At 55.9% G+C, this 25,231-nt stretch carries 25 protein-coding genes and 1 pseudogene; 18 read left to right on the forward strand and 8 right to left on the reverse strand.

Translation table 11 applies throughout. The features are described from left to right. From thrB to KTH07_RS00965, 3 genes are all read left to right on the forward strand, one after another. On the forward strand, positions 1-930 hold the full coding sequence (gene thrB / locus KTH07_RS00955) for a homoserine kinase (RefSeq protein ID WP_015572625.1): 930 nt from the start codon (positions 1-3) through the stop codon (positions 928-930). A gap of 3 nt (positions 931-933) precedes the next feature. Then, on the forward strand, positions 934-2,220 hold the full coding sequence (gene thrC / locus KTH07_RS00960; protein WP_015572626.1) for a threonine synthase: 1,287 nt from the start codon (positions 934-936) through the stop codon (positions 2,218-2,220). Positions 2,221-2,468: 248 nt separating this feature from the next. Further along, the gene (locus tag KTH07_RS00965) at positions 2,469-2,756 is read left to right on the forward strand and encodes a DUF2502 domain-containing protein (RefSeq protein ID WP_015572627.1); all 288 of its coding nucleotides are present in this window, start codon (positions 2,469-2,471) and stop codon (positions 2,754-2,756) included. 32 nt (positions 2,757-2,788) lie between these two features. Here the strand turns inward: KTH07_RS00965 and yaaA are convergent, their stop codons facing one another. Then, complete coding sequence (gene yaaA / locus KTH07_RS00970; RefSeq protein WP_015572628.1) at positions 2,789-3,562, reverse strand: peroxide stress protein YaaA; 774 nt, start codon at positions 3,560-3,562, stop codon at positions 2,789-2,791. A gap of 66 nt (positions 3,563-3,628) precedes the next feature. Further along, positions 3,629-5,062 carry a sodium:alanine symporter family protein gene (locus tag KTH07_RS00975; protein ID WP_063162010.1) on the reverse strand — a complete coding sequence of 478 codons (1,434 nt, stop codon included), beginning with the start codon at positions 5,060-5,062 and terminating at the stop codon, positions 3,629-3,631. Between the two features lie 262 nt (positions 5,063-5,324). On the opposite strand from KTH07_RS00975, the gene tal reads away from it, so the two are divergent. From tal to KTH07_RS00990, 3 genes are all read left to right on the forward strand, one after another. Further along, positions 5,325-6,278 (forward strand): transaldolase, encoded by a 954-nt coding sequence (tal, locus tag KTH07_RS00980; protein WP_003856481.1) that lies wholly within the window; start codon positions 5,325-5,327, stop codon positions 6,276-6,278. Positions 6,279-6,388: 110 nt separating this feature from the next. Continuing rightward, positions 6,389-6,976 carry a molybdopterin adenylyltransferase gene (gene mog, locus KTH07_RS00985; protein WP_003856479.1) on the forward strand — a complete coding sequence of 196 codons (588 nt, stop codon included), beginning with the start codon at positions 6,389-6,391 and terminating at the stop codon, positions 6,974-6,976. 122 nt (positions 6,977-7,098) lie between these two features. Continuing rightward, entirely contained in the window at positions 7,099-8,469 is a 1,371-nt protein-coding gene (locus KTH07_RS00990; RefSeq protein ID WP_231765432.1) for an MFS transporter, read from the forward strand. Here KTH07_RS00990 and satP read toward each other — a convergent pair. After that, positions 8,397-8,963, reverse strand: coding sequence for an acetate uptake transporter (gene satP / locus KTH07_RS00995; protein ID WP_003856474.1), 567 nt, complete (start codon positions 8,961-8,963; stop codon positions 8,397-8,399). The genes KTH07_RS00990 and satP overlap by 73 nt on opposite strands. A gap of 296 nt (positions 8,964-9,259) precedes the next feature. Here satP and dnaK point away from each other — a divergent pair, with 296 nt between their 5' ends. The 4 genes from dnaK to nhaR all read left to right on the forward strand — a co-directional run bounded on the left by dnaK (position 9,260) and on the right by nhaR (position 14,713). Next, on the forward strand, positions 9,260-11,173 hold the full coding sequence (gene dnaK, locus KTH07_RS01000; RefSeq protein ID WP_006810169.1) for a molecular chaperone DnaK: 1,914 nt from the start codon (positions 9,260-9,262) through the stop codon (positions 11,171-11,173). An 87-nt stretch (positions 11,174-11,260) separates the two neighbouring features. Continuing rightward, on the forward strand, positions 11,261-12,406 hold the full coding sequence (dnaJ, locus tag KTH07_RS01005) for a molecular chaperone DnaJ (RefSeq protein WP_014830600.1): 1,146 nt from the start codon (positions 11,261-11,263) through the stop codon (positions 12,404-12,406). Between the two features lie 172 nt (positions 12,407-12,578). Continuing rightward, a complete protein-coding gene (nhaA, locus tag KTH07_RS01010) occupies positions 12,579-13,754 on the forward strand; it encodes a Na+/H+ antiporter NhaA (RefSeq protein WP_063162012.1) in 1,176 nt (391 codons plus the stop codon). Between the two features lie 59 nt (positions 13,755-13,813). Next, entirely contained in the window at positions 13,814-14,713 is a 900-nt protein-coding gene (nhaR, locus tag KTH07_RS01015) for a transcriptional activator NhaR (RefSeq protein WP_003856462.1), read from the forward strand. 58 nt (positions 14,714-14,771) lie between these two features. On the opposite strand, the gene rpsT is transcribed toward nhaR, so the two are convergent. Further along, entirely contained in the window at positions 14,772-15,035 is a 264-nt protein-coding gene (gene rpsT / locus KTH07_RS01020; RefSeq protein ID WP_003856458.1) for a 30S ribosomal protein S20, read from the reverse strand. Positions 15,036-15,150: 115 nt separating this feature from the next. On the opposite strand from rpsT, the pseudogene KTH07_RS23415 reads away from it, so the two are divergent. The 8 genes and pseudogenes from KTH07_RS23415 to KTH07_RS01055 all read left to right on the forward strand — a co-directional run. After that, positions 15,151-15,356 (forward strand): annotated as a pseudogene (locus KTH07_RS23415) (DUF2575 domain-containing protein); the annotation flags it as partial. A 7-nt stretch (positions 15,357-15,363) separates the two neighbouring features. Further along, positions 15,364-16,290 carry a bifunctional riboflavin kinase/FAD synthetase gene (gene ribF / locus KTH07_RS01025; RefSeq protein WP_003856456.1) on the forward strand — a complete coding sequence of 309 codons (927 nt, stop codon included), beginning with the start codon at positions 15,364-15,366 and terminating at the stop codon, positions 16,288-16,290. A gap of 45 nt (positions 16,291-16,335) precedes the next feature. Continuing rightward, the gene (gene ileS / locus KTH07_RS01030) at positions 16,336-19,152 is read left to right on the forward strand and encodes an isoleucine--tRNA ligase (RefSeq protein WP_032620885.1); all 2,817 of its coding nucleotides are present in this window, start codon (positions 16,336-16,338) and stop codon (positions 19,150-19,152) included. After that, positions 19,152-19,652 (forward strand): signal peptidase II, encoded by a 501-nt coding sequence (gene lspA / locus KTH07_RS01035; RefSeq protein ID WP_003856452.1) that lies wholly within the window; start codon positions 19,152-19,154, stop codon positions 19,650-19,652. Before ileS ends, lspA begins: the two co-directional genes overlap by 1 nt. Before the next feature lie 116 nt (positions 19,653-19,768). After that, positions 19,769-20,218, forward strand: coding sequence for an FKBP-type peptidyl-prolyl cis-trans isomerase (gene fkpB / locus KTH07_RS01040; protein WP_015572634.1), 450 nt, complete (start codon positions 19,769-19,771; stop codon positions 20,216-20,218). Between the two features lies 1 nt (position 20,219). Further along, on the forward strand, positions 20,220-21,170 hold the full coding sequence (gene ispH / locus KTH07_RS01045) for a 4-hydroxy-3-methylbut-2-enyl diphosphate reductase (protein WP_017383814.1): 951 nt from the start codon (positions 20,220-20,222) through the stop codon (positions 21,168-21,170). A gap of 156 nt (positions 21,171-21,326) precedes the next feature. Continuing rightward, positions 21,327-21,881 (forward strand): glucose-6-phosphate isomerase family protein, encoded by a 555-nt coding sequence (locus KTH07_RS01050; RefSeq protein WP_017383813.1) that lies wholly within the window; start codon positions 21,327-21,329, stop codon positions 21,879-21,881. Continuing rightward, entirely contained in the window at positions 21,874-22,644 is a 771-nt protein-coding gene (locus tag KTH07_RS01055; RefSeq protein ID WP_015572636.1) for a glucose-6-phosphate isomerase family protein, read from the forward strand. The genes KTH07_RS01050 and KTH07_RS01055 overlap by 8 nt, the downstream gene beginning before the upstream one ends. 27 nt (positions 22,645-22,671) lie before the next feature. Here KTH07_RS01055 and KTH07_RS01060 read toward each other — a convergent pair whose 3' ends face one another. Genes KTH07_RS01060 through KTH07_RS01075 form a run of 4 tightly spaced genes read right to left on the reverse strand, consistent with a single transcriptional unit; the run spans position 22,672 to position 25,231 of the window. Then, positions 22,672-23,490 carry a PTS system mannose/fructose/sorbose family transporter subunit IID gene (locus KTH07_RS01060; RefSeq protein WP_015572637.1) on the reverse strand — a complete coding sequence of 273 codons (819 nt, stop codon included), beginning with the start codon at positions 23,488-23,490 and terminating at the stop codon, positions 22,672-22,674. After that, positions 23,490-24,287 carry a PTS sugar transporter subunit IIC gene (locus KTH07_RS01065; protein ID WP_032620888.1) on the reverse strand — a complete coding sequence of 266 codons (798 nt, stop codon included), beginning with the start codon at positions 24,285-24,287 and terminating at the stop codon, positions 23,490-23,492. The genes KTH07_RS01060 and KTH07_RS01065 overlap by 1 nt, the downstream gene beginning before the upstream one ends. A 10-nt stretch (positions 24,288-24,297) precedes the next feature. Further along, complete coding sequence (locus KTH07_RS01070) at positions 24,298-24,792, reverse strand: PTS sugar transporter subunit IIB (protein WP_015572639.1); 495 nt, start codon at positions 24,790-24,792, stop codon at positions 24,298-24,300. Between the two features lie 10 nt (positions 24,793-24,802). Beyond that, positions 24,803-25,231, reverse strand: coding sequence for a PTS sugar transporter subunit IIA (locus KTH07_RS01075; protein ID WP_017383812.1), 429 nt, complete (start codon positions 25,229-25,231; stop codon positions 24,803-24,805).

Below are 25,231 nucleotides of genomic sequence, written 5' to 3' on the forward strand. Positions count from 1 at the left end.
ATGGTTAAAGTATATGCCCCGGCTTCCAGCGCCAATATGAGCGTCGGATTTGACGTGCTGGGCGCGGCGGTCACACCGGTGGACGGTTCGCTGCTGGGCGATACGGTTACGGTTGAGGCGGCAGAGCGCTTCAGCCTGAATAACATCGGCCGCTTCGCCAGTAAGCTGCCGTCTGAACCGCGCGAGAATATCGTTTATCAGTGCTGGGAACGCTTCTGTCAGGAGATCGGCAAAAACGTGCCGGTCGCCATGACGCTGGAAAAGAGCATGCCGATTGGTTCGGGGCTGGGCTCGAGCGCCTGCTCGGTGGTCGCCGCGCTGGTGGCGATGAATGAGCATTGCGGCAAGCCGCTGAACAACAACCGTCTGCTGGCGCTGATGGGCGAGCTGGAAGGGCGCATCTCCGGCAGCATTCATTATGATAACGTGGCGCCGTGCTTCCTTGGCGGCATGCAGCTGATGATTGAAGAAAATGGCATCATCAGCCAGCAGGTGCCAGGGTTTGATGAGTGGCTGTGGGTGCTGGCCTATCCGGGCATTAAAGTGTCTACCGCCGAAGCGCGTGCGATCCTGCCGGCGCAGTATCGTCGTCAGGACTGTATCGCCCACGGGCGTCATCTGGCGGGCTTTATTCACGCCTGCTACACCCGTCAGCCGCAGCTGGCGGCGAAACTGATGAAAGACGTCATTGCCGAGCCGTATCGCACGAAGCTGCTGCCGGGCTTTAACGAAGCGCGACAGGCATCCATGGATATCGGCGCACAGGCGTGCGGCATCTCCGGCTCCGGCCCGACGCTGTTCGCCTTATGCGACAAGCCAGACACCGCGCAGCGCGTGGCGGACTGGCTCTCTAAACACTACCTGCAAAATCAGGAAGGCTTTGTTCATATTTGCCGTCTGGACACGGCTGGCGCACGAGTACTGGGATAACGAATGAAACTCTACAACCTTAAAGATCATAACGAGCAGGTCAGCTTCGCGCAGGCGGTAACGCAGGGGCTTGGCAAAAATCAGGGGCTTTTCTTCCCCCACGACCTGCCGGAATTTCAGCTGACCGAAATCGATGAGCTGCTGAAGCAGGACTTTGTCACCCGCAGCACCAAAATTCTGTCTGCCTTTATCGGCGACGAAATCCCGCAGGAGCTGCTCGAAGAGCGCGTGCGTGCGGCGTTTGCTTTCCCGGCGCCGGTGAAGCAGGTGGAGCCTGACGTTGGTTGTCTGGAGCTGTTCCACGGTCCGACGCTGGCGTTCAAAGATTTCGGCGGTCGCTTTATGGCGCAGATGCTGACCCACATCAGCGGCGACAAACCGGTGACCATTCTTACCGCGACTTCAGGCGATACCGGAGCGGCGGTGGCCCATGCGTTCTACGGCCTGAAAAACGTCCGCGTGGTGATCCTCTATCCGAAAGGCAAAATCAGCCCGCTTCAGGAAAAACTGTTCTGCACCCTTGGGGGCAACATTGAAACCGTGGCGATCGACGGCGATTTCGATGCCTGTCAGGCGCTAGTGAAGCAGGCCTTCGATGACGAAGAGCTGAAGGCGGCGCTGGGGCTGAACTCTGCCAACTCCATCAACATCAGCCGTCTGCTGGCGCAGATCTGCTACTACTTCGAAGCGGTGGCGCAGCTGCCGCAGGACGCGCGCAATCAGCTGGTGGTTTCCGTGCCAAGTGGGAACTTCGGCGACCTGACGGCAGGCCTGCTGGCGAAATCACTCGGCCTGCCGGTGAAGCGCTTTATCGCCGCCACCAACGCCAACGACACCGTGCCGCGTTTCCTGAAGGACGGAAAATGGGCGCCGAACGCGACTCAGGCCACGCTCTCCAATGCGATGGATGTGTCACAGCCTAACAACTGGCCGCGTGTGGAAGAGCTGTTCCGCCGTAAGGTCTGGCGTCTGGGCGATCTGGGTTACGCAGCGGTGACGGACGAAACCACTAAAGCCACCATGCGCGAGCTGAAAGCGGTGGGCTATACCTCTGAGCCGCACGCGGCGATTGCCTATCGTGCCCTGCGCGATCAGCTTCAACCGGGTGAGTATGGCCTGTTCCTCGGCACCGCCCATCCGGCCAAGTTCAAAGAGAGCGTGGAAGCGATCCTGGGGGAAACGCTGCCGCTGCCAAAAGAGCTGGCCGATCGCGCCGACCTGCCGCTGCTGTCTCATGAGCTGCCCGCAGACTTTGCCGCGCTGCGTAAGCTGATGATGACCCGAGCGTGATTGTGCTGCCCGGTGGCGGCTTCGCCTTACCGGGCCTACAACGGCGAACTCATCGTAGGCCGGGTAAGCGCAGCGCCACCCGGCTTTTTTGTGAAGAAATTAAGGAGAAAAACAGCAGGAAAAAAGCAGAAATTCCCAATAAATGCGGTCACTTAGCGTTTAGGATTGCAGAGAATAACATCCCCCGTCCCCATCACGTACTCTCCTTACATCGGCCCACGTTGGGCAAGAAGAATAAGGAGTCACCTATGTCTACACTGAAACCTGCACTTATCGCGCTTTCACTGATGCTGGTCGCTCCCATGGCGGTGCAGGCAGCTGAGATCACCCTCGTGCCAGCGGTAAAACTGCAAATTGGCGATCGGGATAATAACGGGCACTACTGGGATGGCGGCCGCTGGCGCGACCATGACTGGTGGAAAGCGCACTATGACTGGCGCGATAACCACTGGCGTCCGCACGATGAACATCGCGATCGTGACGATCACCACCGTCATGACGATCGTCGCCCGGGCCCGGACCGGAAGCACCATTAACACAAACCCCGCCAGCTGGCGGGGTTGTCTTTTTATTGCTCGTGACGCTTAAACACCAGCTCGTTTTTTCCTGACGATGCCTCGTCGAAGAAATACCCTTCACTGTTAAAGCCGGTGAGCTGCTCTGGCTTCGTCAGACGGTTTTGAATGATGAAGCGGCTCATCAGACCGCGCGCTTTTTTGGCGTAGAAGCTGATCACTTTAAATTTGCCGTTTTTCTCGTCGAGGAATACCGGCTTGATAATGTCCGCATCCAGCTTCTTCGGCTTCACCGATTTGAAGTACTCATCGGAGGCCAGGTTGATCACCACGTTGTCCCCCTGGGCTTGCAGCGCCGCGTTAAGCTTGTCGGTAATGACATCGCCCCAGAACTGGTACAGATCTTTACCTTTAGCGTTTTCCAGGCGGATACCCATCTCCAGACGATACGGTTGCATCAGATCCAGCGGTCGCAGCACCCCGTACAGGCCGGATAACATGCGCAGATGCAGCTGGGCAAAATCGAAATCGGCTTCGCTAAACGTTTCTGCTTGCAGGCCAGTGTAGACGTCACCTTTGAAGGCCAACAGCGCCTGGCGGGCGTTGGCGGGCGTGAAGTCAGGCTGCCACTCATGAAAACGGGTGGCATTCAGGTCGGCGAGTTTATCGCTGATGCTCATCAGCGAAGCGATTTGCGGAGCCGAAAGCTTACGCGCCTCGTGGATCAGCTGTTGCGAGTAGTCCAGCAATTCCGGCTGGGTATAACGCTCAGTGGCGAGCGGGCTCTGGTAGTCGAGCGTTTTGGCAGGTGAAATCAGAATCAGCATATCCAGTCCTTGCAGGAAATTTAGAGCGACTTTAACAAAAAATCGCCCTGAATTGATCGATAGCTGTTATTGCCGCGGCAAATTATCCCAGGTGCCAGGGGCAATTTGTGACTCGATTTCGGGATAGCGTGAGGCGTCAAAGACGGGCTGTACGCCGAGCTTGCGCTGACGCAGATAATCGCGCGCGATCAGCGCCACAACCGGTGAAAGCAGCAAAATGGCCGTCAGGTTCGTGATGGCCATCAGCGCCATAATGACGTCCGCTATTTGCCAGATCATCGGCATGCTGAGCAGGCAACCTACAAACACCATCGCCAGCACGCCCGCGCGAAGGATGTTGCGGGCCAGACGCGAGTCAACTTTCAGGAAGATAAGGTTGTTTTCGGCATAGATATAGTTCACCGCAATGGAACTAAAGGCAAAAAGTCCCACGACAAGTGCGACAAGGCCCGCGCCCCAGCTGCCGACGAGGGAGACCAGCGCCTGTTGTACCCAATGAATGCCTGCCGTACTACCGGACGGTTGTTCAGCGGCACCGGCCAGCAGCATTATCATCGCGCTGGCGGAGCAGATAACAATGGTGTCTGTGAAGACGCCAATCATCTGTACAATGCCCTGCGCGGCGGGATGTGGGGGCCAGGATGCGGCCGCTGCGGCGGCATTCGGCGTGGAGCCCATTCCCGCTTCGTTGGAGAACATACCCCGCTGAAAACCCGCAGTGAGTGCCTGGCTAAGGGTGTAACCCAGCGCGCCGGAAGCCGCTTCGCGCCAGCCGAACGCGCTTTGGAAAATGGTGACGATGACGTTCGGCACCTCGTCGATATGTATCGCGCATACCATCAGGCTGGTGGACACCCACAGCAGCGCCATCAGCGGAACCAACCACTGCATCAGGCGGGCAACCCCTTTGAGCCCGGTCACAATGGTCAGCAGGGTGAGAAGGGCAAGCGCGCCGCCCGTCAGCCACTCCGGACAATTGAAGGCAAAGCGCAGCGCGTGGGCGACGGAATTTGCCTGAACGGTATTGAAAATAAGGCCATAGGCAATCAGCAAAAAGATCGAGAACAGAACGCCCATCCAGCGCATTCCCAGCCCGCGAGCCATATACCAGGCGGGACCGCCGCGAAACTGACCTTTGCCGTCTTTTTCTTTGTAGAGTTGCGCAAGCGAGCATTCAGCAAAGGAGGTGGCCATATCGATAATCGCCGTCACCCACATCCAGAATACCGCGCCCGGACCGCCCGCGCCGATCGCCAGCGCGACACCGGCCAGGTTACCGCTGCCGACGCGCGCGGCCAGGCTGGTACAGAGCGCCTGAAACGAGGTCAGGCCGCCCGGCTGTGGGGTGACGCTGTTTTTCAGACTTCTGCCAAATTTGCGGATATAGCGAAACTGAATCAGACCGCTGCGCCAGGTAAACCAGATACCTGCTCCTGAAAGCAGGTATATCATGATCGAACCCCAGAGGACTTCGTTGATAAAGAAAAAGAAATCAGGCACTAACGTCCCTCTTGTTGATGCCAAAGTGAATATGTAAGCGCTACCACTGATTGTGCATGCTGTTACTTAGCAGCCTGTTAATATTCTGAGTTTATCATACTCTGCCTAAGCGCACTGTCTGCGGTTGCGCTGCCTCTCACTCGTGTTATCATCAGGGCAGACCGGTTACATCCCCCTAACAAGTAAACCTGTCATTTTTCCGCTGCTGGCAAGCTGTCGGTAGTGTGAATTATCCAGGGCACGTTAAAAGAGAAACACTATCATGACGGATAAATTGACCTCCCTTCGTCAGTTCACCACTGTCGTCGCTGACACCGGAGATATCGCGGCAATGAAGCTGTACCAGCCGCAGGATGCCACAACCAACCCTTCTCTGATCCTTAACGCCGCGCAGATCCCTGAGTATCGCAAACTGATCGACGAGGCGGTGACCTGGGCAAAAGCACAGAGCAATGACCGCGCGCAGCAGGTTGTGGATGCTACTGACAAACTGGCAGTGAACATCGGTCTGGAAATCCTGAAGCTCGTTCCTGGCCGTATCTCTACCGAAGTTGATGCTCGCCTGTCCTACGACACCGAAGCGTCTATCGCAAAAGCAAAACGCCTGATCAAACTGTACAACGATGCGGGCATCAGCAATGACCGTATCCTGATCAAACTGGCGTCTACCTGGCAGGGCATCCGCGCTGCTGAGCAGCTGGAAAAAGAAGGCATCAACTGTAACCTGACTCTGCTGTTCTCCTTCGCGCAGGCGCGTGCATGTGCCGAAGCTGGCGTATACCTGATTTCTCCGTTCGTGGGCCGTATTCTGGACTGGTACAAAGCCAACACCGACAAGAAAGAGTACGCGGCGTCTGAAGACCCAGGCGTGATTTCAGTGACTGAAATCTACGAATACTACAAACAGCACGGCTATGAGACCGTTGTTATGGGCGCAAGCTTCCGTAACGTCGGCGAAATCATCGAGCTGGCTGGCTGTGACCGCCTGACCATCGCTCCTGCGCTGCTGAAAGAGCTGGCAGAAAGCGAAGGTGCTATCGAGCGTAAACTGTCTTACACCGGCGAAGTGAAAGCACGCCCTGAGCGCATCACCGAGTCCGAGTTCCTGTGGCAGCACAACCAGGATCCAATGGCGGTAGACAAGCTGGCGGACGGTATCCGTAAGTTTGCTATCGACCAGGAAAAACTGGAAAAAATGATCGGCGACCTGCTGTAATCATTCTGCGTGACCGGGTTCCCGGTCACGCCTCTTTCCCCCGCCTCTGTCTGAATTTTCTCTCTGCGTGTATCATTCCCTTTAATCAGTACTTTTTGAATGGAATGGATATGAATACCTTACGCATCGGCTTAGTGTCGATTTCTGACCGCGCCTCCAGCGGTGTTTATCAGGATAAAGGCATCCCTGCTCTGGAAGCGTGGCTGGGCAGCGCGCTCACTACCCCGTTTGAGATCCAGACTCGCCTGATCCCGGACGAGCAGCCGATCATCGAGCAAACCCTGTGTGAACTGGTGGATGAGATGAGCTGCCACCTGGTGCTGACGACGGGCGGAACCGGCCCCGCGCGCCGCGATGTAACGCCGGACGCGACGCTGGCTATCGCCGATCGTGAAATGCCGGGCTTCGGTGAGCAGATGCGCCAGATCAGTCTACACTTTGTCCCGACGGCCATTCTTTCCCGTCAGGTCGGGGTGATCCGCAAACAGGCGCTGATCCTGAACCTGCCGGGGCAGCCGAAGTCGATAAAAGAGACGTTGGAAGGGGTAAAAGCCGAGGACGGCAGCGTTATCGTCCACGGTATCTTTGCAAGTGTACCGTATTGTATACAACTGCTTGACGGTCCGTATGTGGAAACTGACGGCAACGTGGTAGCAGCATTTCGCCCTAAAAGCGCTCGCCGCGAAACAATCTCCTGAAATTCTTTAAAATGTGACATTAGCGCCAGCCGCGGTAGCGTGTAAATGGATATACGATATAGTAATTTTTTCTTTACGATTGCTGTAAAAAATAATCCACAACACATGCACAATGGTTCGCTATGTCACATAACACCCGACCTCTGAATCGACAGGACTGCAAAACCCTCACGCTCGCTGCCCTGGGCGGCGCGCTGGAGTTTTACGACTTCATCATCTTTGTCTTCTTCGCCGCCGTTGTGGGGGCGCTGTTTTTCCCGGCGGATATTCCGGAATGGCTGCGTCAGGTACAAACCTTCGGCATTTTCGCTGCCGGCTATCTGGCGCGTCCGCTGGGCGGCATTGTCATGGCGCACTTTGGCGATCTGGTCGGGCGCAAGAAGATGTTTACCCTCAGCATCCTGCTTATGGCCGTGCCGACGCTGGCGATTGGGCTTTTGCCTACCTATGAGTCGATGGGCATTATCGCCCCGTTATTGCTGCTGCTGATGCGTATTCTCCAGGGCGCGGCCATCGGCGGGGAAGTGCCGGGCGCCTGGGTGTTTGTCGCTGAGCACGTCCCGGTGCGCCGCATCGGCATTGCGTGCGGAACGCTGACCGCAGGGCTGACGATCGGGATCCTGCTTGGCTCCGTGGTTGCAACCATCATCAATACCAGCATGACGCAACAGGCCGTTCACGACTGGGGCTGGCGTATACCGTTCCTGCTGGGCGGGGCGTTTGGGCTGGTGGCAATGTACCTGCGACGCTGGTTGCAGGAGACGCCAATATTTCTGGAAATGCAGCAGCGGAAGGCGCTGGCGCAAGAACTGCCGGTGAAAACCGTAGTAGTGCGGCATAAAAAAGCGGTAGTGGTGTCGATGCTTCTGACCTGGCTGCTGTCTGCGGGGATCGTGGTGGTCATTTTGATGTCGCCGGTCTGGCTGCAAAAACAGTACGGTTTTGCGCCTGCCGTGACGTTACAGGCGAACAGTATCGCGACAATTATGCTCTGCTTTGGTTGTCTGGCCGCCGGGCTGGCGGCGGATCGTTTCGGCGCAAGCGCGACCTTTATTGTCGGCAGTTTGCTTCTGGCCGCGTCGAGCTGGGCATTTTATCATCTTGCGGGCACCCATCCTGAACAGCTGTTCCTGCTGTACGGTGTCGTCGGGCTGTGCGTGGGCGTCGTTGGCGCCGTACCGTACGTAATGGTCCGCGCCTTCCCGCCGGAGGTACGCTTCACTGGGATCTCTTTCTCTTATAATGTCTCGTATGCCATTTTCGGTGGGCTGACCCCGATTGTGGTGACGGTGTTGATGGGGGTGTCACCCCTTGCACCTGCGTGGTACGTGCTGGCGTTATCGCTGATGGGACTGGTTTTGGGGGTGTGGCTTCGCCAGTCAGAGGACGTCGTGCCCGCGACGCGGGCACGACAGAGGGATCAGTGTTTTTCACCAATAGGTAGAATGGTGCGGTCGAACTGCTCGTTCAGCACTTCACCCATGGCCAGGTAGATTGCGCTTGCGCCGCAAACCAGACCTACCCAGCCGGCAACGTGAACGATGCCTTCGTTATCCGCCAGGTGACCGATGGCCAGCAGAGCGAACAGTACGGTCAGGCTCAGGAAGACGAATTGCAGTGCGCGGTTCGCCTTAAGGGTACCGAAGAACATGAACAGGGTGAACACGCCCCACAGTCCCAGGTACACGCCCAGGAAATGGGCGTTTGCCGCCTCTGCCAGGCCCATTTTAGGCATCAACAAAATTGCGACCAGAGTCAGCCAGAAGGAACCGTAAGAGGTAAAGGCGGTTAAGCCGAAGGTGTTGCCTTTCTTATATTCCAGCAGGCCCGCAAAGATCTGTGCGATACCGCCGTAAAAAATGCCCATCGCCAGGATAATGCCGTCCATCGGGAACATCCCGATATTGTGCAGGTTCAGCAGAATGGTGGTCATGCCAAAACCCATCAGGCCCAGCGGAGCCGGATTAGCCAACTTAGTGTTGCCCATAAGTCCTCAAAAAAATCATCATTAATATGGTGAAATGGTTAAACCCGCGCCAGTTCTACCTGACGGGGCGCGGCATCATAATGGGCGGCATCGACGCCGTCTATGATCTCACCGGGGTGAAATTAAAAAATTTTTTATCCTTCCCCCTTGATGGATGCTGTTGTGACCCCATCTTGTAAGCAACCGCAGTGTGTGGACCTGAAAAAAATCAAATCTGGGCAGTTGAAAAAGCACGTTCTGCCCTTATTACAGGTACACAACCACATGTTGACTGAATTTTTAGTGGAGACGTTTAGATGGGTAAAATTATTGGTATCGACCTGGGTACTACCAACTCTTGTGTAGCGATTATGGATGGCACTACTGCACGTGTGCTGGAGAACGCCGAGGGCGATCGCACCACGCCTTCTATCATTGCTTATACCCAGGATGGTGAAACTCTGGTTGGTCAGCCGGCTAAACGTCAGGCCGTGACAAACCCGCAAAACACCCTGTTTGCGATCAAACGCCTGATTGGCCGCCGCTTCCAGGACGAAGAAGTTCAGCGTGACGTTTCCATCATGCCTTACAAAATCATCGCAGCCGATAACGGCGATGCATGGCTTGATGTGAAAGGCACCAAAACGGCACCTCCGCAGATCTCTGCTGAAGTGCTGAAGAAAATGAAGAAAACCGCGGAAGATTACCTGGGTGAGCCGGTAACTGAAGCTGTTATCACCGTACCTGCTTACTTCAACGATGCTCAGCGTCAGGCAACCAAAGATGCTGGCCGTATCGCAGGTCTGGAAGTAAAACGTATCATCAACGAACCAACCGCAGCAGCACTGGCTTACGGTCTGGATAAAGAAGTTGGCAACCGTACTATCGCGGTTTACGACCTGGGTGGTGGTACCTTCGATATCTCTATTATCGAAATCGACGACGTTGACGGCGAAAAAACCTTCGAAGTTCTGGCAACCAATGGTGATACCCACCTGGGTGGTGAAGACTTCGATACCCGTCTGATCAACTACCTCGTTGACGAGTTCAAGAAAGATCAGGGCATTGACCTGCGTAACGACCCGCTGGCCATGCAGCGACTGAAAGAAGCCGCTGAGAAAGCGAAGATCGAGCTGTCTTCCGCTCAGCAGACCGACGTGAACCTGCCGTACATCACCGCAGACGCGACCGGTCCAAAACACATGAACATCAAAGTGACCCGTGCGAAACTGGAAAGCCTGGTAGAAGACCTGGTGAACCGTTCTATCGAGCCACTGAAAGTTGCATTGCAGGACGCTGGCCTGTCCGTGTCTGACATTCAGGACGTTATCCTGGTAGGTGGTCAGACTCGTATGCCAATGGTTCAGAAGAAAGTGGCTGAATTCTTTGGTAAAGAGCCACGTAAAGACGTGAACCCGGACGAAGCGGTTGCTATCGGTGCTGCGGTTCAGGGTGGTGTTCTGACGGGTGAAGTAAAAGACGTACTGCTGCTGGACGTTACCCCGCTGTCTCTGGGTATCGAAACCATGGGTGGCGTGATGACTCCGCTCATCAACAAAAACACCACTATCCCGACGAAACACAGCCAGGTGTTCTCTACCGCTGAAGACAACCAGTCTGCGGTAACCATCCATGTGATTCAGGGTGAGCGTAAGCGCGCGGCGGATAACAAATCTCTGGGTCAGTTCAACCTGGACGGTATTAACCCGGCACCACGCGGCATGCCACAGATCGAAGTCACCTTCGACATCGATGCTGACGGTATCCTGCATGTGTCTGCGAAAGACAAAAATAGCGGTAAAGAGCAGAAGATTACCATCAAGGCATCTTCTGGCCTGAACGAAGCGGAAATCGAAAAAATGGTTCGTGATGCCGAAGCTAACGCGGAATCCGACCGTAAGTTCGAAGAGCTGGTTCAGACCCGTAACCAGGGTGACCATCTGCTGCACAGCACCCGTAAGCAGGTTGAAGAAGCGGGCGATAAACTGCCAGCGGAAGACAAAACTGCGATCGAAACTGCACTGAGCGCGCTGGAAACGTCTCTGAAAGGCGAAGACAAAGCGGACATCGAAGCGAAGATGCAGGAGCTGGCACAGGTTTCTCAGAAGCTGATGGAAATCGCTCAGCAGCAGCACGCACAGCAGCAGGCGGGCGCTGATGCTTCCCAGAACAACGCGAAAGACGACGATGTTGTCGACGCTGAGTTCGAAGAAGTGAAAGACAAAAAATAATCGCCCTGATGCAGGGTAAGTAATCGGCACGGGCGTAGGAGAATTCTCCACGCCCGTGCTCGCATGTTAAGGGGCTTAAAAAAACCAATGGCAAAGCAAGACTATTACGAGATTTTAGGCGTTCCGAAAACTGCGGAAGAGCGTGAAATCAAAAAGGCGTATAAGCGCCTGGCCATGAAATTCCACCCTGACCGTAATCAGGGTGACAAAGAGGCTGAAGCCAAATTTAAAGAGATTAAAGAAGCCTACGAAGTCCTGACCGATGCACAAAAACGTGCGGCCTATGATCAGTACGGTCACGCGGCCTTTGAACAGGGCGGCATGGGCGGCGGTGGATTTGGTGGCGGCGGCTTCGGCGGCGGCGCTGATTTCAGCGATATCTTTGGTGATGTATTTGGCGATATCTTCGGCGGCGGACGTGGTCGTCAGCGCGCGGCGCGCGGCGCAGACCTGCGCTACAACATGGAGCTGACGCTTGAAGAAGCGGTTCGCGGCGTCACCAAAGAGATCCGTATTCCGACGCTGGAAGAGTGTGACGTTTGCCACGGCAGCGGCGCGAAAGCGGGGACTCAGCCACAGACCTGCCCAACCTGTCACGGTTCCGGTCAGGTGCAGATGCGCCAGGGCTTCTTCGCGGTGCAGCAGGCCTGTCCGCACTGTCATGGTCGCGGTACGCTGATTAAAGATCCGTGCACCAAATGCCACGGTCACGGTCGCGTGGAGAAAACCAAAACGCTGTCCGTTAAGATCCCGGCAGGCGTGGATACGGGCGACCGCATCCGTCTGGCAGGTGAGGGTGAAGCCGGCGAGCACGGCGCACCGGCAGGCGATCTGTACGTTCAGGTTCAGGTGAAGCAGCACGCCATCTTCGAGCGTGAAGGTAACAACCTGTACTGTGAAGTGCCGATCAACTTTGCGATGGCGGCGCTGGGTGGCGAAATCGAAGTGCCGACGCTGGACGGTCGCGTTAACCTGAAAATCCCCGGCGAAACCCAGACCGGGAAGCTGTTCCGCATGCGCGGCAAAGGCGTTAAATCCGTTCGCGGTGGCGCGCAGGGTGACCTGTTATGCCGCGTGGTCGTGGAAACGCCGGTCGGCCTGAACGATAAGCAGAAACAGCTGCTGAAAGAGCTTCAGGAGAGTTTTGGTGGCCCGACGGGTGAGAAAAACAGTCCGCGCTCCAAAAGCTTCTTCGATGGCGTCAAAAAATTCTTCGACGATTTAACCCGCTAACCCGCTAGCTGGTTACTATCCTTTAAAGCCCGGAAGCAATTCCGGGCTTTTTGTTTATAGCGTTATTCCTCGGTTAAACTGAATATATACCCAATATTAATCTGTTTTTACCGATCTGTTTGCGCTGATATTATGGTTTTACCGAGGTATTGTTGTAAAAGAGAGTTTAAACGTGAAATTACTACACCGTTTCTTTAGCAGTGAGGCATCCGGCGGCGTCATCCTGATTATTGCTGCTGCGGCCGCTATGCTGCTCGCCAATATGGGCATGACGCGCGATCTCTATCAAGCATTTCTGGAAACGCCCGTCGAGCTGAAAGTCGGGGCGCTGGAAATTAACAAGAACATGCTGCTGTGGATCAACGATGCGCTGATGGCGGTGTTCTTCCTGCTGGTGGGTCTGGAGGTTAAACGTGAGCTGGTGATCGGTTCGCTTGCCAGCCGTCAGCGCGCGGCGTTTCCGGTGATCGCGGCGATTGGCGGGATGATCGTTCCGGCGTTGCTCTTTCTCGCGTTTGCGTGGCAGGATCCGGTTGCGCGTGACGGCTGGGCGATCCCGGCTGCAACGGATATCGCGTTTGCGCTCGGGGTCTTAGCCTTGCTCGGTAGCCGCGTCCCGGTAGCACTGAAAATTTTCCTGATGGCGCTGGCGATTATCGATGATCTGGGCGCTATCGTGATTATCGCGCTGTTCTACACCAGCGATCTGTCGGTTCTGTCGCTGAGCGTGGCGGCCGTGGCTATTGTGGTGCTGGCCTTGCTGAACGTCTTCAACGTCCGACGTACGGGTATTTATATTCTGGTGGGCATGGTGCTGTGGACGGCGGTGCTGAAGTCTGGCGTGCATGCCACGCTGGCGGGCGTCATCGTTGGCTTCTTTATTCCGCTGAAGGAGCAGGACGGCAAATCGCCAGCCAGACAGCTGGAGCATGTGCTTCATCCGTGGGTGGGCTTTATGATCCTGCCGCTGTTTGCGTTTGCCAACGCGGGAGTTTCCCTGGCCGGGGTTACTCTGGACGGACTCACCTCCGTGCTGCCGCTGGGTATCATCGCCGGTCTGTTTATCGGTAAGCCGCTGGGTATCAGCCTGTTCTGCTGGCTGGCGCTGAAGCTGAAGCTGGCGTCATTGCCAAACGGGACCACCTTTAGCCAGATTATGGCCGTCGGCGTGCTGTGCGGTATTGGATTCACCATGTCGATCTTTATCTCGACGCTGGCGTTTGGCGCAAACGCGCCTGAGCTTATCGTCTGGGCAAAACTCGGCATTCTCATCGGGTCATTACTGGCCGCAGTCATTGGTTATACCTTGTTGAAGGTGAAATTGTCCGGACAGGCTGTCCAGGCATAACGGAAAACCGGGAGGAGGGGGCTCCTTCTCCCGATACACACTCAGGGAGAGAACACGCGATGTCTCATTTGAATTACAACCATCTTTATTACTTCTGGCACGTTTATAAACAGGGCTCGGTCGTGGGGGCGGCAGAAGCGCTTTACCTGACGCCACAAACCATTACCGGGCAAATCAAAGCCCTGGAAGAGCGGTTACAGGGCAAGTTGTTCAAGCGCAAGGGCCGTGGGATTGAGCCCAGTGAGTTGGGCGAGCTGGTGTTCCGCTATGCGGATAAAATGTTCACCCTGAGCCAGGAGATGCTGGATATCGTCAACTACCGCAAAGAGTCTAACCTGCTTTTTGACGTGGGGGTGGCGGATGCGCTGTCCAAACGGCTGGTGAGTGGCGTGCTGGATGCGGCGGTGGTGGAAGATGAACAGATCCATTTACGCTGCTTTGAGTCCACTCACGAGATGCTGCTGGAACAGCTGAGCCAGCATAAGCTGGATATGATTATTTCGGATTGCCCTATCGATTCCACGCAGCAGGAAGGCTTGTTCTCGGTGAAAATTGGCGAATGCGGCGTCAGTTTCTGGTGCATCAATCCGCCACCGGAAAAACCGTTTCCTGCCTGCCTGGAAGAGCGCCGCTTGCTGGTGCCGGGTCGGAGGTCCATGCTCGGACGGAAGCTGCTGAACTGGTTTAACTCGCAGGGGCTGAACGTAGAAATTCTCGGTGAGTTCGACGATGCGGCGCTGATGAAAGCCTTTGGCGAAGCGCATAACGCTATCTTCGTTGCTCCAACGCTGTACGCGCACGATCTCTATTCAGACGACAAAATAACCGAGATCGGCAGGGTGGATAACGTGATGGAAGAGTATCACGCCATATTCGCCGAAAGGATGATTCAGCATCCGGCTGTGCAGCGAATCTGCAATCGCGACTATTCGGCGCTTTTTACGCCGCCGGCAATCTGAAGACATAAAAAAACCCGCGTTAAGCGGGTTCTTTCAAACAAGCAACAACAAGTGGCGATTAAGCCAGTTTGTTGATCTGCGCGGTCAGGTTTGCTTTATGACGCGCTGCTTTGTTTTTGTGGATCAGACCTTTAGCAGCCTGACGATCCACGATTGGTTGCATTTCGTTAAATGCGTTCTGCGCTGCAGCTTTGTCGCCAGCTTCGATAGCTGCGTATACTTTCTTGATGAAAGTACGCATCATAGAGCGACGGCTTGCATTGTGCTTACGAGCCTTTTCAGACTGAACGGCACGTTTCTTAGCTGATTTGATATTAGCCAAGGTCCAACTCCCAAATATGATCTATGTGGACAATTCAAAGGCCGAGGAATATGCCCTCTATACCTTCTTTTGTCAATGGATTTGTGCAAATAAGCGCCGTTAATGTGGCGACGCTACGTTACGTAGTGATGGCGCAGGATTCTACCAGCTTGTCGTTCGTGAATACAGCTTTTCGGCGTAAAAATCGCAGTTCGCGGACAGATTTTTTTGCTGTGAAAGGTCAGCGTGATGAAATCATACGGCTTTCTGTTTAGCGTGAACAATCGCCGGTTAACCTTAACCGCTGTACAAGGTATACTTTGGCGATTTTCACTGTTTTGAGCCAGTCATGAAGCTGATACGCGGCATACATAATCTCAGTCAAGCCCCGCACGGGTGCGTGCTGACCATTGGTAATTTTGACGGCGTGCATCGTGGGCATCAGGCGCTGTTGCAGGGATTGCGTAAAGAAGGCGAGGCGCGAGGCTTGCCCGTCGTGGTGATGATTTTCGAGCCTCAGCCGCTGGAGCTGTTTGCAGGCGAGAAATCCCCCGCGCGGCTGACGCGTCTGCGTGAGAAGTTACGCTACCTGGCGGAGTCAGGGGTGGACTACGTCCTGTGCGTAAGGTTCGACCGTCGTTTTGCCGCGCTGACCGCACAAAATTTTGTCAGCGACCTGTTGGTCAGGCAGCTTGGCGTGCAGTTTCTCGCCGTGGGCGATGATTTCCGCTTTGGCGCTGGTCGTCAGGGCGATTTCTTGTTATTACAGAAGGCTGGCCTGGAGTACGGGTTTGACGTCACCAGCACGATGACCTTCTGTGAGGGCGGCGTGCGCGTAAGCAGCACGGCGGTACGTCAGGCGCTGGCGAATGATGAACTGGACACGGCAGAAACGCTGCTGGGTCACCCGTTCACAATTTCAGGTCGCGTGGTCCATGGCGATGCGCTGGGCCGCACGATAGGTTTCCCGACGGCGAATATACCGCTGCGTCGTCAGGTCTCCCCGGTTAAAGGGGTCTATGCGGTGGAAGTGGCAGGACTGGGCGAGAAGCCTTTCTACGGCGTCGCCAACATTGGCACACGTCCAACGGTTGCCGGTGTGCGTCAACAGTTAGAAGTACACCTGCTGGACGTTGTAATGGACCTGTATGGTCGCCATATAGATGTGATACTGCGTAAAAAAATACGCAATGAACAGCGATTCGCTTCGCTGGACGAACTTAAGGCGCAAATCGCGCGAGATGAATTAACGGCCCGCGAGTTTTTTGGGCTTTAGAACCGGCTTAACTGCCTACGTGATAAATACGGAACCGAGAATCTGATGAGTGATTATAAATCAACCCTGAATTTGCCGGAAACAGGGTTCCCGATGCGCGGCGATCTCGCCAAGCGTGAACCGGGAATGCTGGCGCGTTGGACCGATGATGACCTGTACGGCATCATTCGTGCAGCCAAAAAAGGCAAAAAAACCTTCATTCTGCATGATGGCCCTCCATATGCGAATGGCAGCATTCATATTGGTCACTCTGTAAACAAGATTCTGAAAGACATTATCGTGAAGTCCAAAGGACTCGCGGGATATGACTCGCCTTACGTTCCGGGCTGGGACTGCCATGGTCTGCCGATCGAGCTGAAAGTTGAGCAAGAGTACGGTAAGCCGGGTGAGAAGTTCACCGCCGCAGAATTCCGTGCGAAATGCCGCGAATACGCTGCCACCCAGGTTGACGGTCAGCGCGCTGACTTCATCCGTCTGGGCGTGCTGGGTGACTGGTCGCATCCGTACCTGACCATGGACTTCAAAACCGAAGCCAACATCATCCGAGCGCTGGGTAAAATCATCGGCAACGGTCACCTGCACAAAGGCGCGAAGCCGGTGCACTGGTGCGTCGACTGCCGCTCTGCGCTGGCAGAAGCGGAAGTGGAGTATTACGACAAAACCTCGCCTTCTATCGACGTGGCCTTCGAAGCGGTCGATCAGGATGCGATCAAAGCTAAATTTGGTCTGCCTGGTGTAAGCGGCCCGATCTCTCTGGTGATCTGGACCACCACCCCGTGGACGCTGCCTGCTAACCGCGCGATCTCCCTCTCTGGCGAGTTTGAGTATGCGCTGGTGCAGATTGATGGCCGTGCGGTTATCCTGGCGAAAGACCTGGTCGAAAGCGTGCTGAAACGCGCGAACATCACCGATTACACCGTGCTGGGCACCGTAAAAGGTGACGCGCTGGAACTGATGCGCTTCAAACACCCGTTCCTGGACTTCGACGTTCCGGCGATTCTGGGCGACCACGTCACGCTGGAAGCGGGTACCGGTGCGGTACATACCGCCGGTGGCCACGGTCCTGACGACTACAACATCAGCCTGAAGTACGGCCTGGAAATCGCTAATCCGGTTGGCCCGGACGGCTCTTACCTGCCTGGCACCTACCCGGCGCTGGACGGTATCAACGTCTTTAAAGCTAACGACATCATCGTTGATATGCTGCGCACCAGCGGCGCGCTGCTGCACGTTGAGAAAATGCAGCACAGCTATCCGTGCTGCTGGCGTCACAAGACCCCGATCATCTTCCGTGCAACCCCGCAGTGGTTTATCAGCATGGACCAGAAAGGCCTGCGCGCGCAGTCTCTGAAAGAGATCAAAGGCGTGCAGTGGATCCCTGACTGGGGCCAGGCGCGTATCGAATCCATGGTGGCTAACCGTCCTGACTGGTGTATCTCCCGTCAGCGCACCTGGGGCGTGCCGATGTCTCTGTTCGTACATAAAGAGACGCAGGAGCTGCACCCGAACACTCTGGAACTGATGGAAGAAGTGGCGAAGCGCGTCGAAGTTGACGGCATTCAGGCGTGGTGGGATCTCGACGCCCGCGACATCCTGGGCGCTGACGCAGACAGCTACGAGAAAGTGCCGGATACCCTGGACGTGTGGTTCGATTCCGGGTCTACCCACTCCTCCGTGGTTGATGTGCGTCCGGAGTTTGCTGGTCACGCTGCCGATATGTATCTGGAAGGGTCTGACCAACACCGCGGCTGGTTCATGTCATCGCTGATGATCTCCACCGCCATGAAGGGTAAAGCACCTTACCGCCAGGTATTGACCCACGGCTTCACCGTGGATGGTCAGGGCCGTAAGATGTCCAAATCTATCGGTAACACCGTTTCTCCGCAGGACGTGATGAACAAACTGGGCGCGGACATTCTGCGTCTGTGGGTGGCCTCTACCGACTACACCGGCGAAATGGCGGTCTCTGATGAGATCCTGAAACGTGCTGCTGACAGCTATCGTCGTATTCGTAACACCGCGCGCTTCCTGCTGGCGAACCTGAACGGGTTCGATCCGGTAAAAGACATGGTGAAGCCGGAAGAGATGGTTGTGCTCGATCGCTGGGCGGTAGGCTGCGCGAAAGCGGCGCAGGAAGATATTCTTAAAGCCTATGAGTCTTACGACTTCCACGAAGTGGTGCAGCGCCTGATGCGCTTCTGCTCCATCGAGATGGGCTCGTTCTACCTCGACATCATCAAAGACCGCCAGTACACCGCGAAAGCGGACAGCGTGGCGCGTCGTAGCTGCCAGACCGCGCTGTTCCACATCGCAGAAGCGCTGGTGCGCTGGATGGCACCGATCATGTCCTTCACCGCGGATGAAATCTGGGGCTACCTGCCGGGCGACCGTGAGAAGTATGTCTTCACCGGCGAGTGGTACGAAGGTCTGTTCGACCTCTCCAGCACTGAAGCAATGAACGATGCCTTCTGGGACGAGCTGCTGAAAGTGCGCGGCGAAGTGAACAAGGTTATCGAGCAGGCGCGTGCGGACAAGAAAGTCGGTGGCTCTCTGGAAGCGACGGTGACCCTGTACGCCGAACCGGAGCTGGCGGCCAAACTGACCGCGCTGGGCGATGAATTACGATTTGTCCTGTTGACCTCCGGTGCGAAAGTTGCGGATTATGCCGAAGCTACTGCTGATGCTCAGCAGAGCGAGCTGCTCAAAGGCCTGAAGGTCGCACTGAGCAAAGCCGACGGTGAGAAATGCCCGCGTTGCTGGCATTACACCACCGATGTTGGCCAGGTGGCGGAACACGCAGACATCTGCGGACGCTGTGTAAGCAACGTCGCCGGTGACGGCGAAAAACGTAAGTTTGCCTGATGAGTAAAACTCTCTGTTCAACAGGACTGCGCTGGCTGTGGCTGGTGGTGGTGGTGCTGATTATTGATTTGGGCAGCAAGTTCCTGATCCTCCAGAATTTCGCTCTGGGGGATACGGTCCCGCTGTTTCCGTCGCTTAACCTGCACTATGCCCGCAACTATGGTGCGGCGTTTAGTTTCCTTGCCGACAGCGGTGGCTGGCAGCGCTGGTTCTTCGCGGGTATCGCTATCGGTATCTGCGTCGTGCTGGCGGTGCTGATGTACCGCTCAAAGGCCACGCAAAAGCTGAATAACATCGCCTACGCGCTGATCATTGGCGGCGCGCTGGGTAACCTGTTTGACCGCCTGTGGCACGGCTTTGTGGTCGATATGATCGATTTCTACGTCGGCGACTGGCACTTCGCGACCTTTAACCTCGCCGATAGCGCAATATGCGTTGGTGCGGCGTTAATCGTGCTGGAAGGCTTCTTGCCTAAACCGGCCGCGAAAGAGCAGGCGTAACAAAACCAGCCGGGTGACGCGTAGCGATCCCGGCCTACAGAATTTGTGGCCCCCGTAGGCCCGGTAAGCGTAGCGCCACCGGGCAACAGGTGACCCAAAACAAGCGAGCAATTTGCATGTCTAAATCCGTACAGAGCAACAGCGCGGTTCTCGTTCATTTCACGCTGAAGCTGGATGACGGCTCCACGGCCGAATCCACCCGCAACAATGGCAAACCGGCGCTGTTTCGTCTGGGTGACACCTCCCTGTCTGAAGGCCTTGAGCAGCAGCTTCTGGGTCTGAAAGAGGGCGAGAAAAAAGCGTTTTCGCTGGAGCCGGATGCGGCATTTGGCGTGCCAAGCCCGGACCTGATCCAGTATTTCTCGCGTCGTGAGTTTATGGATGCGGGTGAACCAGAAATCGGGGCGATTATGCTCTTTACCGCTATGGACGGCAGCGAAATGCCTGGCGTGATCCGAGAAATCAACGGCGATTCTATCACCGTCGATTTCAACCATCCGCTTGCCGGGCGTACCGTTCATTTTGATGTCGAAGTGCTGGAGATCGATCCGGCACTGGAGGAGTAAAATGCAGATCCTGTTGGCTAACCCGCGCGGCTTTTGCGCCGGTGTAGACCGCGCTATCAGCATTGTTGAAAACGCGCTGGAGATTTACGGCGCGCCGATTTACGTGCGTCACGAAGTGGTGCACAACCGTTACGTGGTCGACAGCCTGCGCGAGCGCGGTGCGATTTTTATCGAGCAGATCAGCGAAGTGCCGGACGGCGCAATCCTCATCTTCTCCGCGCACGGCGTCTCTCAGGCGGTACGCAACGAGGCGAAAAGCCGCGATCTGACCGTATTCGATGCCACCTGTCCGTTAGTGACAAAAGTGCATATGGAAGTGGCGCGCGCCAGCCGTCGTGGTGAAGAGTCAATTCTGATTGGTCACGCTGGTCACCCGGAAGTTGAAGGCACCATGGGCCAGTACAGCAACCCGGAAGGGGGCATGTATCTGGTTGAGTCACCGGAAGATGTCTTTACGCTGGACGTGAAAAACGAAGCCCGTCTGTCATTTATGACCCAGACGACGCTTTCCGTAGACGACACCTCAGACGTGATTGACGCCCTGCGCCAGCGCTTCCCGAAAATCGTCGGGCCGCGCAAAGATGATATCTGCTATGCAACCACCAACCGTCAGGAAGCCGTACGCGCCCTGGCTGAACAGGCGGATGTGGTGCTGGTGGTCGGCTCGAAAAACTCCTCTAACTCCAACCGACTGGCCGAACTGGCGCAGCGTATGGGGAAAGCAGCTTTTCTGATCGACGACGCAACGGACATTCAGGAAGCGTGGGTGAAAAACGCGGCCTGCGTCGGTGTTACCGCAGGCGCTTCAGCGCCGGATATCCTGGTGCAAAACGTCATTGCCCGCCTGCAAGAGCTGGGCGGTGGCGAAGCGGTGCCGCTGGAAGGCCGTGAAGAGAACATTGTCTTCGAAGTGCCGAAAGAGCTGCGAATCGACGCCCGCGAAGTGGAATAATGTCCTCTCAATCTTCAAAATGCCGGTGGCGAAAGCCTCCGGCATTTTTGTTTCTGGTTAACTGTGATTCACCATCAATATTGACGCTTTTATCACTAGGTTAATCGTTTAATCTGCCATCATGATATTGCTGTTCTCCTCGGGCCGGAGAGCGATATGAATTCAGACATCTTTTTGCCACCTCAGTTGACGTGGGCTACCGGCGCGCTAGCCGGCGGGCCGCTTATCCGCAAAACGACTCGTCTTGCGGATCTTCCTGGGATCTTCGCAGACGGCGAGGCGTGGAAGTGCGGCAATCCTCAAAAAAGTGTGTATGACGTAGACGTACTGGGCTCGCCCGTAGGGGAAGGGGCACTCTTCGTTGGGGTAACTCACCTGCGTGCGGGTAACGTGGGCGATGAGTTCTTTATGACTCGCGGTCATTTTCATCAGCGCCGCGAACAGGGCGAGGTCTATTTTGGCCTGCGCGGATGTGGCTTGTTGCTGCTGCAAACGGAGGCGGGCGACGCGCGGCTTGAGCAGGTGACGGCTGGCTCCGTGCATATTATTCCTCCTTTTACAGCGCATCGTTTGATTAACACTGGCAACGAGACGCTATCCTCCCTTGCCGTCTGGCCGAGCATTGCGGGACACGACTATGCGGCGCTGGCAGAGGGCTTCACCCTGCGGATCTTTGCCTCTGGGGAAGGTTACGAGGTGCGCCATGGCTAACTATGGCCTTGATATGACCATCACCCGTCAGCCGCTCGGTTTTTGCTACGGAGAGGATGTTACCGGGCCGATGCCGGAGATCAGAACGCTGGATCAGATCCGCCCGTCGCTGCGCAATCCGGACTGCGAAGGGCCTGAACAGGTATATGCCATCGCGATGGACGTGGCGCGTCTGGCGGACAGGCCGGAGCTCGAAAAACGCATGCTGCTTTTTGGTGTGGTCACCTACGCGGCAGGCACGCTTGGCGATGAGCCGGTCCGCAGCCAGGGACATGTTCACCGTATTAGCCAGCACAGCGGATGGTCGCCCCCTGAGCTGTACGAAATCTGGCAGGGTAAAGCGATTATCTACATGCAGGAGTATGTGGACGACGATCCGGGACGTTGTTTTGCGGTACTCGCGGGGCCGGGTGAAAAGGTACTGGTCCCTCCCGGATGGGGCCATGCGACGATTTCGGCCTCGCCCAATGAGCCGCTGACGTTTGGTGCGTGGTGCGATCGGGAATATGGCTTTGAGTATGAGGCCGTTCGTGCGCGAAAAGGTCTGGCCTGGTATCCCTTAGTTCAGGGTAATCATATTGTCTGGCAGCATAACAGTCACTACAGACCAGGGCGCTTGCAGATGATTACGCCGAGAAGTTATCCGGAATTTGGCATTACTGATGCGCCTGTTTATCAGCAGTTTATTGATGACCCCGCACGGTTCCAGTTTATTTCGCGTCCGGATAAAGTCGCAGAACTGTGGAATAACTTCCATCCATAAAGAAGCCGGGGCATTGCCCCGGTTTTCTTATCCTGCAAACAAACCGGACGCCACGCCAAGCGCTGCCAGTATAAGCAGCAATATCATGGCTTTTACCGGCGACACGCCGCGTTTTGCCATCAGATACCAGGTCCCCAGCACCACCGCCAGCGGAAGCAGCTGCGGGAAAATACCGTCCAGCATCTGCTGAACGTGAATGTTAACCCCGTCCCGGGTGATGAACTCCAGCCCGGTGCCGAGCTTCACGTAGCTGGCCGCCACGCCGCCCATGACAAATACGCCCAGTAGCGAGAGCGCTTCCCGTAGCCGGGTAGATTTGCTGCTGACCAGCATCTCCACGGAGCCTGATCCCATCTGGTAGCCTTTGAGAAACAGGAACCAGGAGCCAGGGATAATGATGGCCAGCCAGGCAACGGTATAAAACAGTGGACCGAGGATATTTCCGCCTGCCGCCAGCGCCATCCCAATGCTAAGCAGGATCGGGATCAGCATGCCGGGGATCATCGAATCGCCGATCCCGGCAATTGGCCCCATCAAGCCTACCTTCAGGGTATTTATGGTTTCACCGTCAATCGGCTCGCCGTTGGCTTTTTTCTCCTCCAGCCCCAGCGCCATACCGTTAACGATCGCGCCAATCTGTGGCTCCGTGTTGTAGAACGACGCGTGACGGCGCAGCATCTCGGTACGTTGTACCGGGTCGGGATAGAGCTTTTTTGCGACCGGCAGCATGCTCAGGCAAAAGCCGAAGGATTCAAGGCGTTCAAAGCTCATTGAGGAGAGGTTGTGCATCATCCACGCTCGCCAGCAGCGGCGCAGATCCTTGCGGGTGAGTTTACGTTCTTCCATCAGAATTCATCCTCGTCGTCAGGGACAGGTGCTGAAGCCACGGCCTGCGGTGCCTCGGGTTTATAGTTGTAATGAATCAGTGCCAGCAGGGCGCCCACGATCACCAGCGCGACCATATTGAGTTTCAGGAAAACGATGCAGACGAAGCCCACCAGAAAGTAGATAAGCATGGTATAGCTTTTGATGATCTGCTTAAGCAGGATGGCAATACCGACGGCGGGCAAGATGCCGCCCAGCACATTCATGGTGGAGAGGACGATGTGCGGCAGGCTGTCCATAAACCCGCTAATGTACTGTGCGCCAAAAAAGACGGCGATAAAGGTAGGCACAAAGCGCAGCACAAAATTCATCGCCTGCGGCCAGATGGCGCTGTTGAGGTAGATCCCGTGCTCGTCGCCGTTCTCCAGCGCCACATCCGCACGATGGTTCCAGAAGGAGTTCAGCACCATCATCGCATTGAAGAGAATGGTTCCGGCGATCCCAATAGTCGCCGCCAGCGCGACGGCAACCTCAGGTCCTTTGCCGGAAAGTATTCCCAGCGCAATGGCCGGATAAGCCACAAAGTTTAAATCTGCTGGCATCGAGCCGCCGGGTGTCACCATTGCGATATACACCGCCTGCACCGCTACGCCAATCATAATCCCGGTTTTGATATCGCCCAGGATCAGGCCAACCAGCATCCCGGAAATGAGCGGTCGGGAGATGAGATACCAGCCGCCCGTCAGCCCTAAAAGCCACGGACTACTGAGTGCGCCCAGATAACACAGCAGGCCAATTAAAGCCGCTTCGATAATCATGATCTGCTCCTTATTTCAGCTTTTGTCTGGCATCCTGCCAGGTATAAAAACTGGCATCAGGAACCAGGCGGAATTCAATCGCGTGTCCCTGCCCGGTCAGCCACTCGAACGCCGCCGCTTCATCCTGGGTTACCGATTGATTCGGGCCGATGGTGATCGTGTTAGCCCGGGCGCTCATCGGGCCCACGTTAATTTTTCCATTGCTGTTTTTCAGGCTAATGCCCGCCTGCTCAATGCGCTGTAGCGTGAGTGGAGATTTGCCAATCACGAAATAGCGCTTTTCGCTGGCAATCACTTTTGGCAGTTTTTCGATCGCGGTTGCCGTATCGAACAGCCACACTTTAGTATCTGATACGGCTCCTTTCATGACCGACGATAACAGCGGATCGGCCGCAACGGCATCGTCAATGGCAACGATGCCGTCGCAGGGCAGCTCCCTGGCCCAGCGTGTAATGAGCTGCCCGTGGATCACGCGATCGTCAATGCGTACAAAAGAAATACTCATATGCGGCTCCTTAAAAATCGTCTGTCTGTGCAGTATCTGCCGGTTTCGCCTGTACCAGCGTCGGCAGAGTAAGTTCGATAAGCTGCCCGGCAGCCTGATGAACATCGCGAGCCATCATCACCTCATCGGTTTGCAGCAGCATCGGGAAGTTGACTCCAGCCACCACGGCGACCGGCGGCTGCGTATGTGGGTTAAACGCGGCCTCACAGGCCACGTTCCACGGCGTGCCGCTTTGCATGTCGCACAGCACCAGCACGCCGTCAGCGTTGACGCTTGCCGCTTCCAGTGTGGAGATGAAATCCTGCCGGAAGCCCTCTATTCCCGCCTGTTCGGTCAGACAAATGGCGTGTACGCCGGGGAGCTCGCCGTATACCATCCGGCCGCTCTCCAGCAGCGCGGCGGCTAACGGCCCATGAGTGGCGACAATAAAATGAATCAT

Source organism: Enterobacter cloacae complex sp. ECL72, from assembly GCF_019056635.1.
In the GTDB taxonomy this organism is placed as follows: Bacteria; Pseudomonadota; Gammaproteobacteria; order Enterobacterales; family Enterobacteriaceae; genus Enterobacter; species Enterobacter hormaechei_C.

Excerpts from the sequence above, each read along its gene's own strand:
- thrB (WP_015572625.1), top strand. The coding sequence starts at position 1 with ATGGTTAAAGTATATGCCCCGGCTTCCAGCGCCAATATGAGCGTCGGA.
- thrC (WP_015572626.1), top strand. The coding sequence starts at position 934 with ATGAAACTCTACAACCTTAAAGATCATAACGAGCAGGTCAGCTTCGCG.
- KTH07_RS00965 (WP_015572627.1), top strand. The coding sequence starts at position 2,469 with ATGTCTACACTGAAACCTGCACTTATCGCGCTTTCACTGATGCTGGTC.
- yaaA (WP_015572628.1), bottom strand. The coding sequence starts at position 3,562 with ATGCTGATTCTGATTTCACCTGCCAAAACGCTCGACTACCAGAGCCCG.
- tal (WP_003856481.1), top strand. The coding sequence starts at position 5,325 with ATGACGGATAAATTGACCTCCCTTCGTCAGTTCACCACTGTCGTCGCT.
- mog (WP_003856479.1), top strand. The coding sequence starts at position 6,389 with ATGAATACCTTACGCATCGGCTTAGTGTCGATTTCTGACCGCGCCTCC.
- KTH07_RS00990 (WP_231765432.1), top strand. The coding sequence starts at position 7,099 with ATGTCACATAACACCCGACCTCTGAATCGACAGGACTGCAAAACCCTC.
- satP (WP_003856474.1), bottom strand. The coding sequence starts at position 8,963 with ATGGGCAACACTAAGTTGGCTAATCCGGCTCCGCTGGGCCTGATGGGT.
- dnaK (WP_006810169.1), top strand. The coding sequence starts at position 9,260 with ATGGGTAAAATTATTGGTATCGACCTGGGTACTACCAACTCTTGTGTA.
- dnaJ (WP_014830600.1), top strand. The coding sequence starts at position 11,261 with ATGGCAAAGCAAGACTATTACGAGATTTTAGGCGTTCCGAAAACTGCG.
- nhaR (WP_003856462.1), top strand. The coding sequence starts at position 13,814 with ATGTCTCATTTGAATTACAACCATCTTTATTACTTCTGGCACGTTTAT.
- ribF (WP_003856456.1), top strand. The coding sequence starts at position 15,364 with ATGAAGCTGATACGCGGCATACATAATCTCAGTCAAGCCCCGCACGGG.
- ileS (WP_032620885.1), top strand. The coding sequence starts at position 16,336 with ATGAGTGATTATAAATCAACCCTGAATTTGCCGGAAACAGGGTTCCCG.
- lspA (WP_003856452.1), top strand. The coding sequence starts at position 19,152 with ATGAGTAAAACTCTCTGTTCAACAGGACTGCGCTGGCTGTGGCTGGTG.
- fkpB (WP_015572634.1), top strand. The coding sequence starts at position 19,769 with ATGTCTAAATCCGTACAGAGCAACAGCGCGGTTCTCGTTCATTTCACG.
- ispH (WP_017383814.1), top strand. The coding sequence starts at position 20,220 with ATGCAGATCCTGTTGGCTAACCCGCGCGGCTTTTGCGCCGGTGTAGAC.
- KTH07_RS01050 (WP_017383813.1), top strand. The coding sequence starts at position 21,327 with ATGAATTCAGACATCTTTTTGCCACCTCAGTTGACGTGGGCTACCGGC.
- KTH07_RS01055 (WP_015572636.1), top strand. The coding sequence starts at position 21,874 with ATGGCTAACTATGGCCTTGATATGACCATCACCCGTCAGCCGCTCGGT.
- KTH07_RS01060 (WP_015572637.1), bottom strand. The coding sequence starts at position 23,490 with ATGGAAGAACGTAAACTCACCCGCAAGGATCTGCGCCGCTGCTGGCGA.
- KTH07_RS01065 (WP_032620888.1), bottom strand. The coding sequence starts at position 24,287 with ATGATTATCGAAGCGGCTTTAATTGGCCTGCTGTGTTATCTGGGCGCA.
- KTH07_RS01070 (WP_015572639.1), bottom strand. The coding sequence starts at position 24,792 with ATGAGTATTTCTTTTGTACGCATTGACGATCGCGTGATCCACGGGCAG.
- KTH07_RS01075 (WP_017383812.1), bottom strand. The coding sequence starts at position 25,231 with ATGATTCATTTTATTGTCGCCACTCATGGGCCGTTAGCCGCCGCGCTG.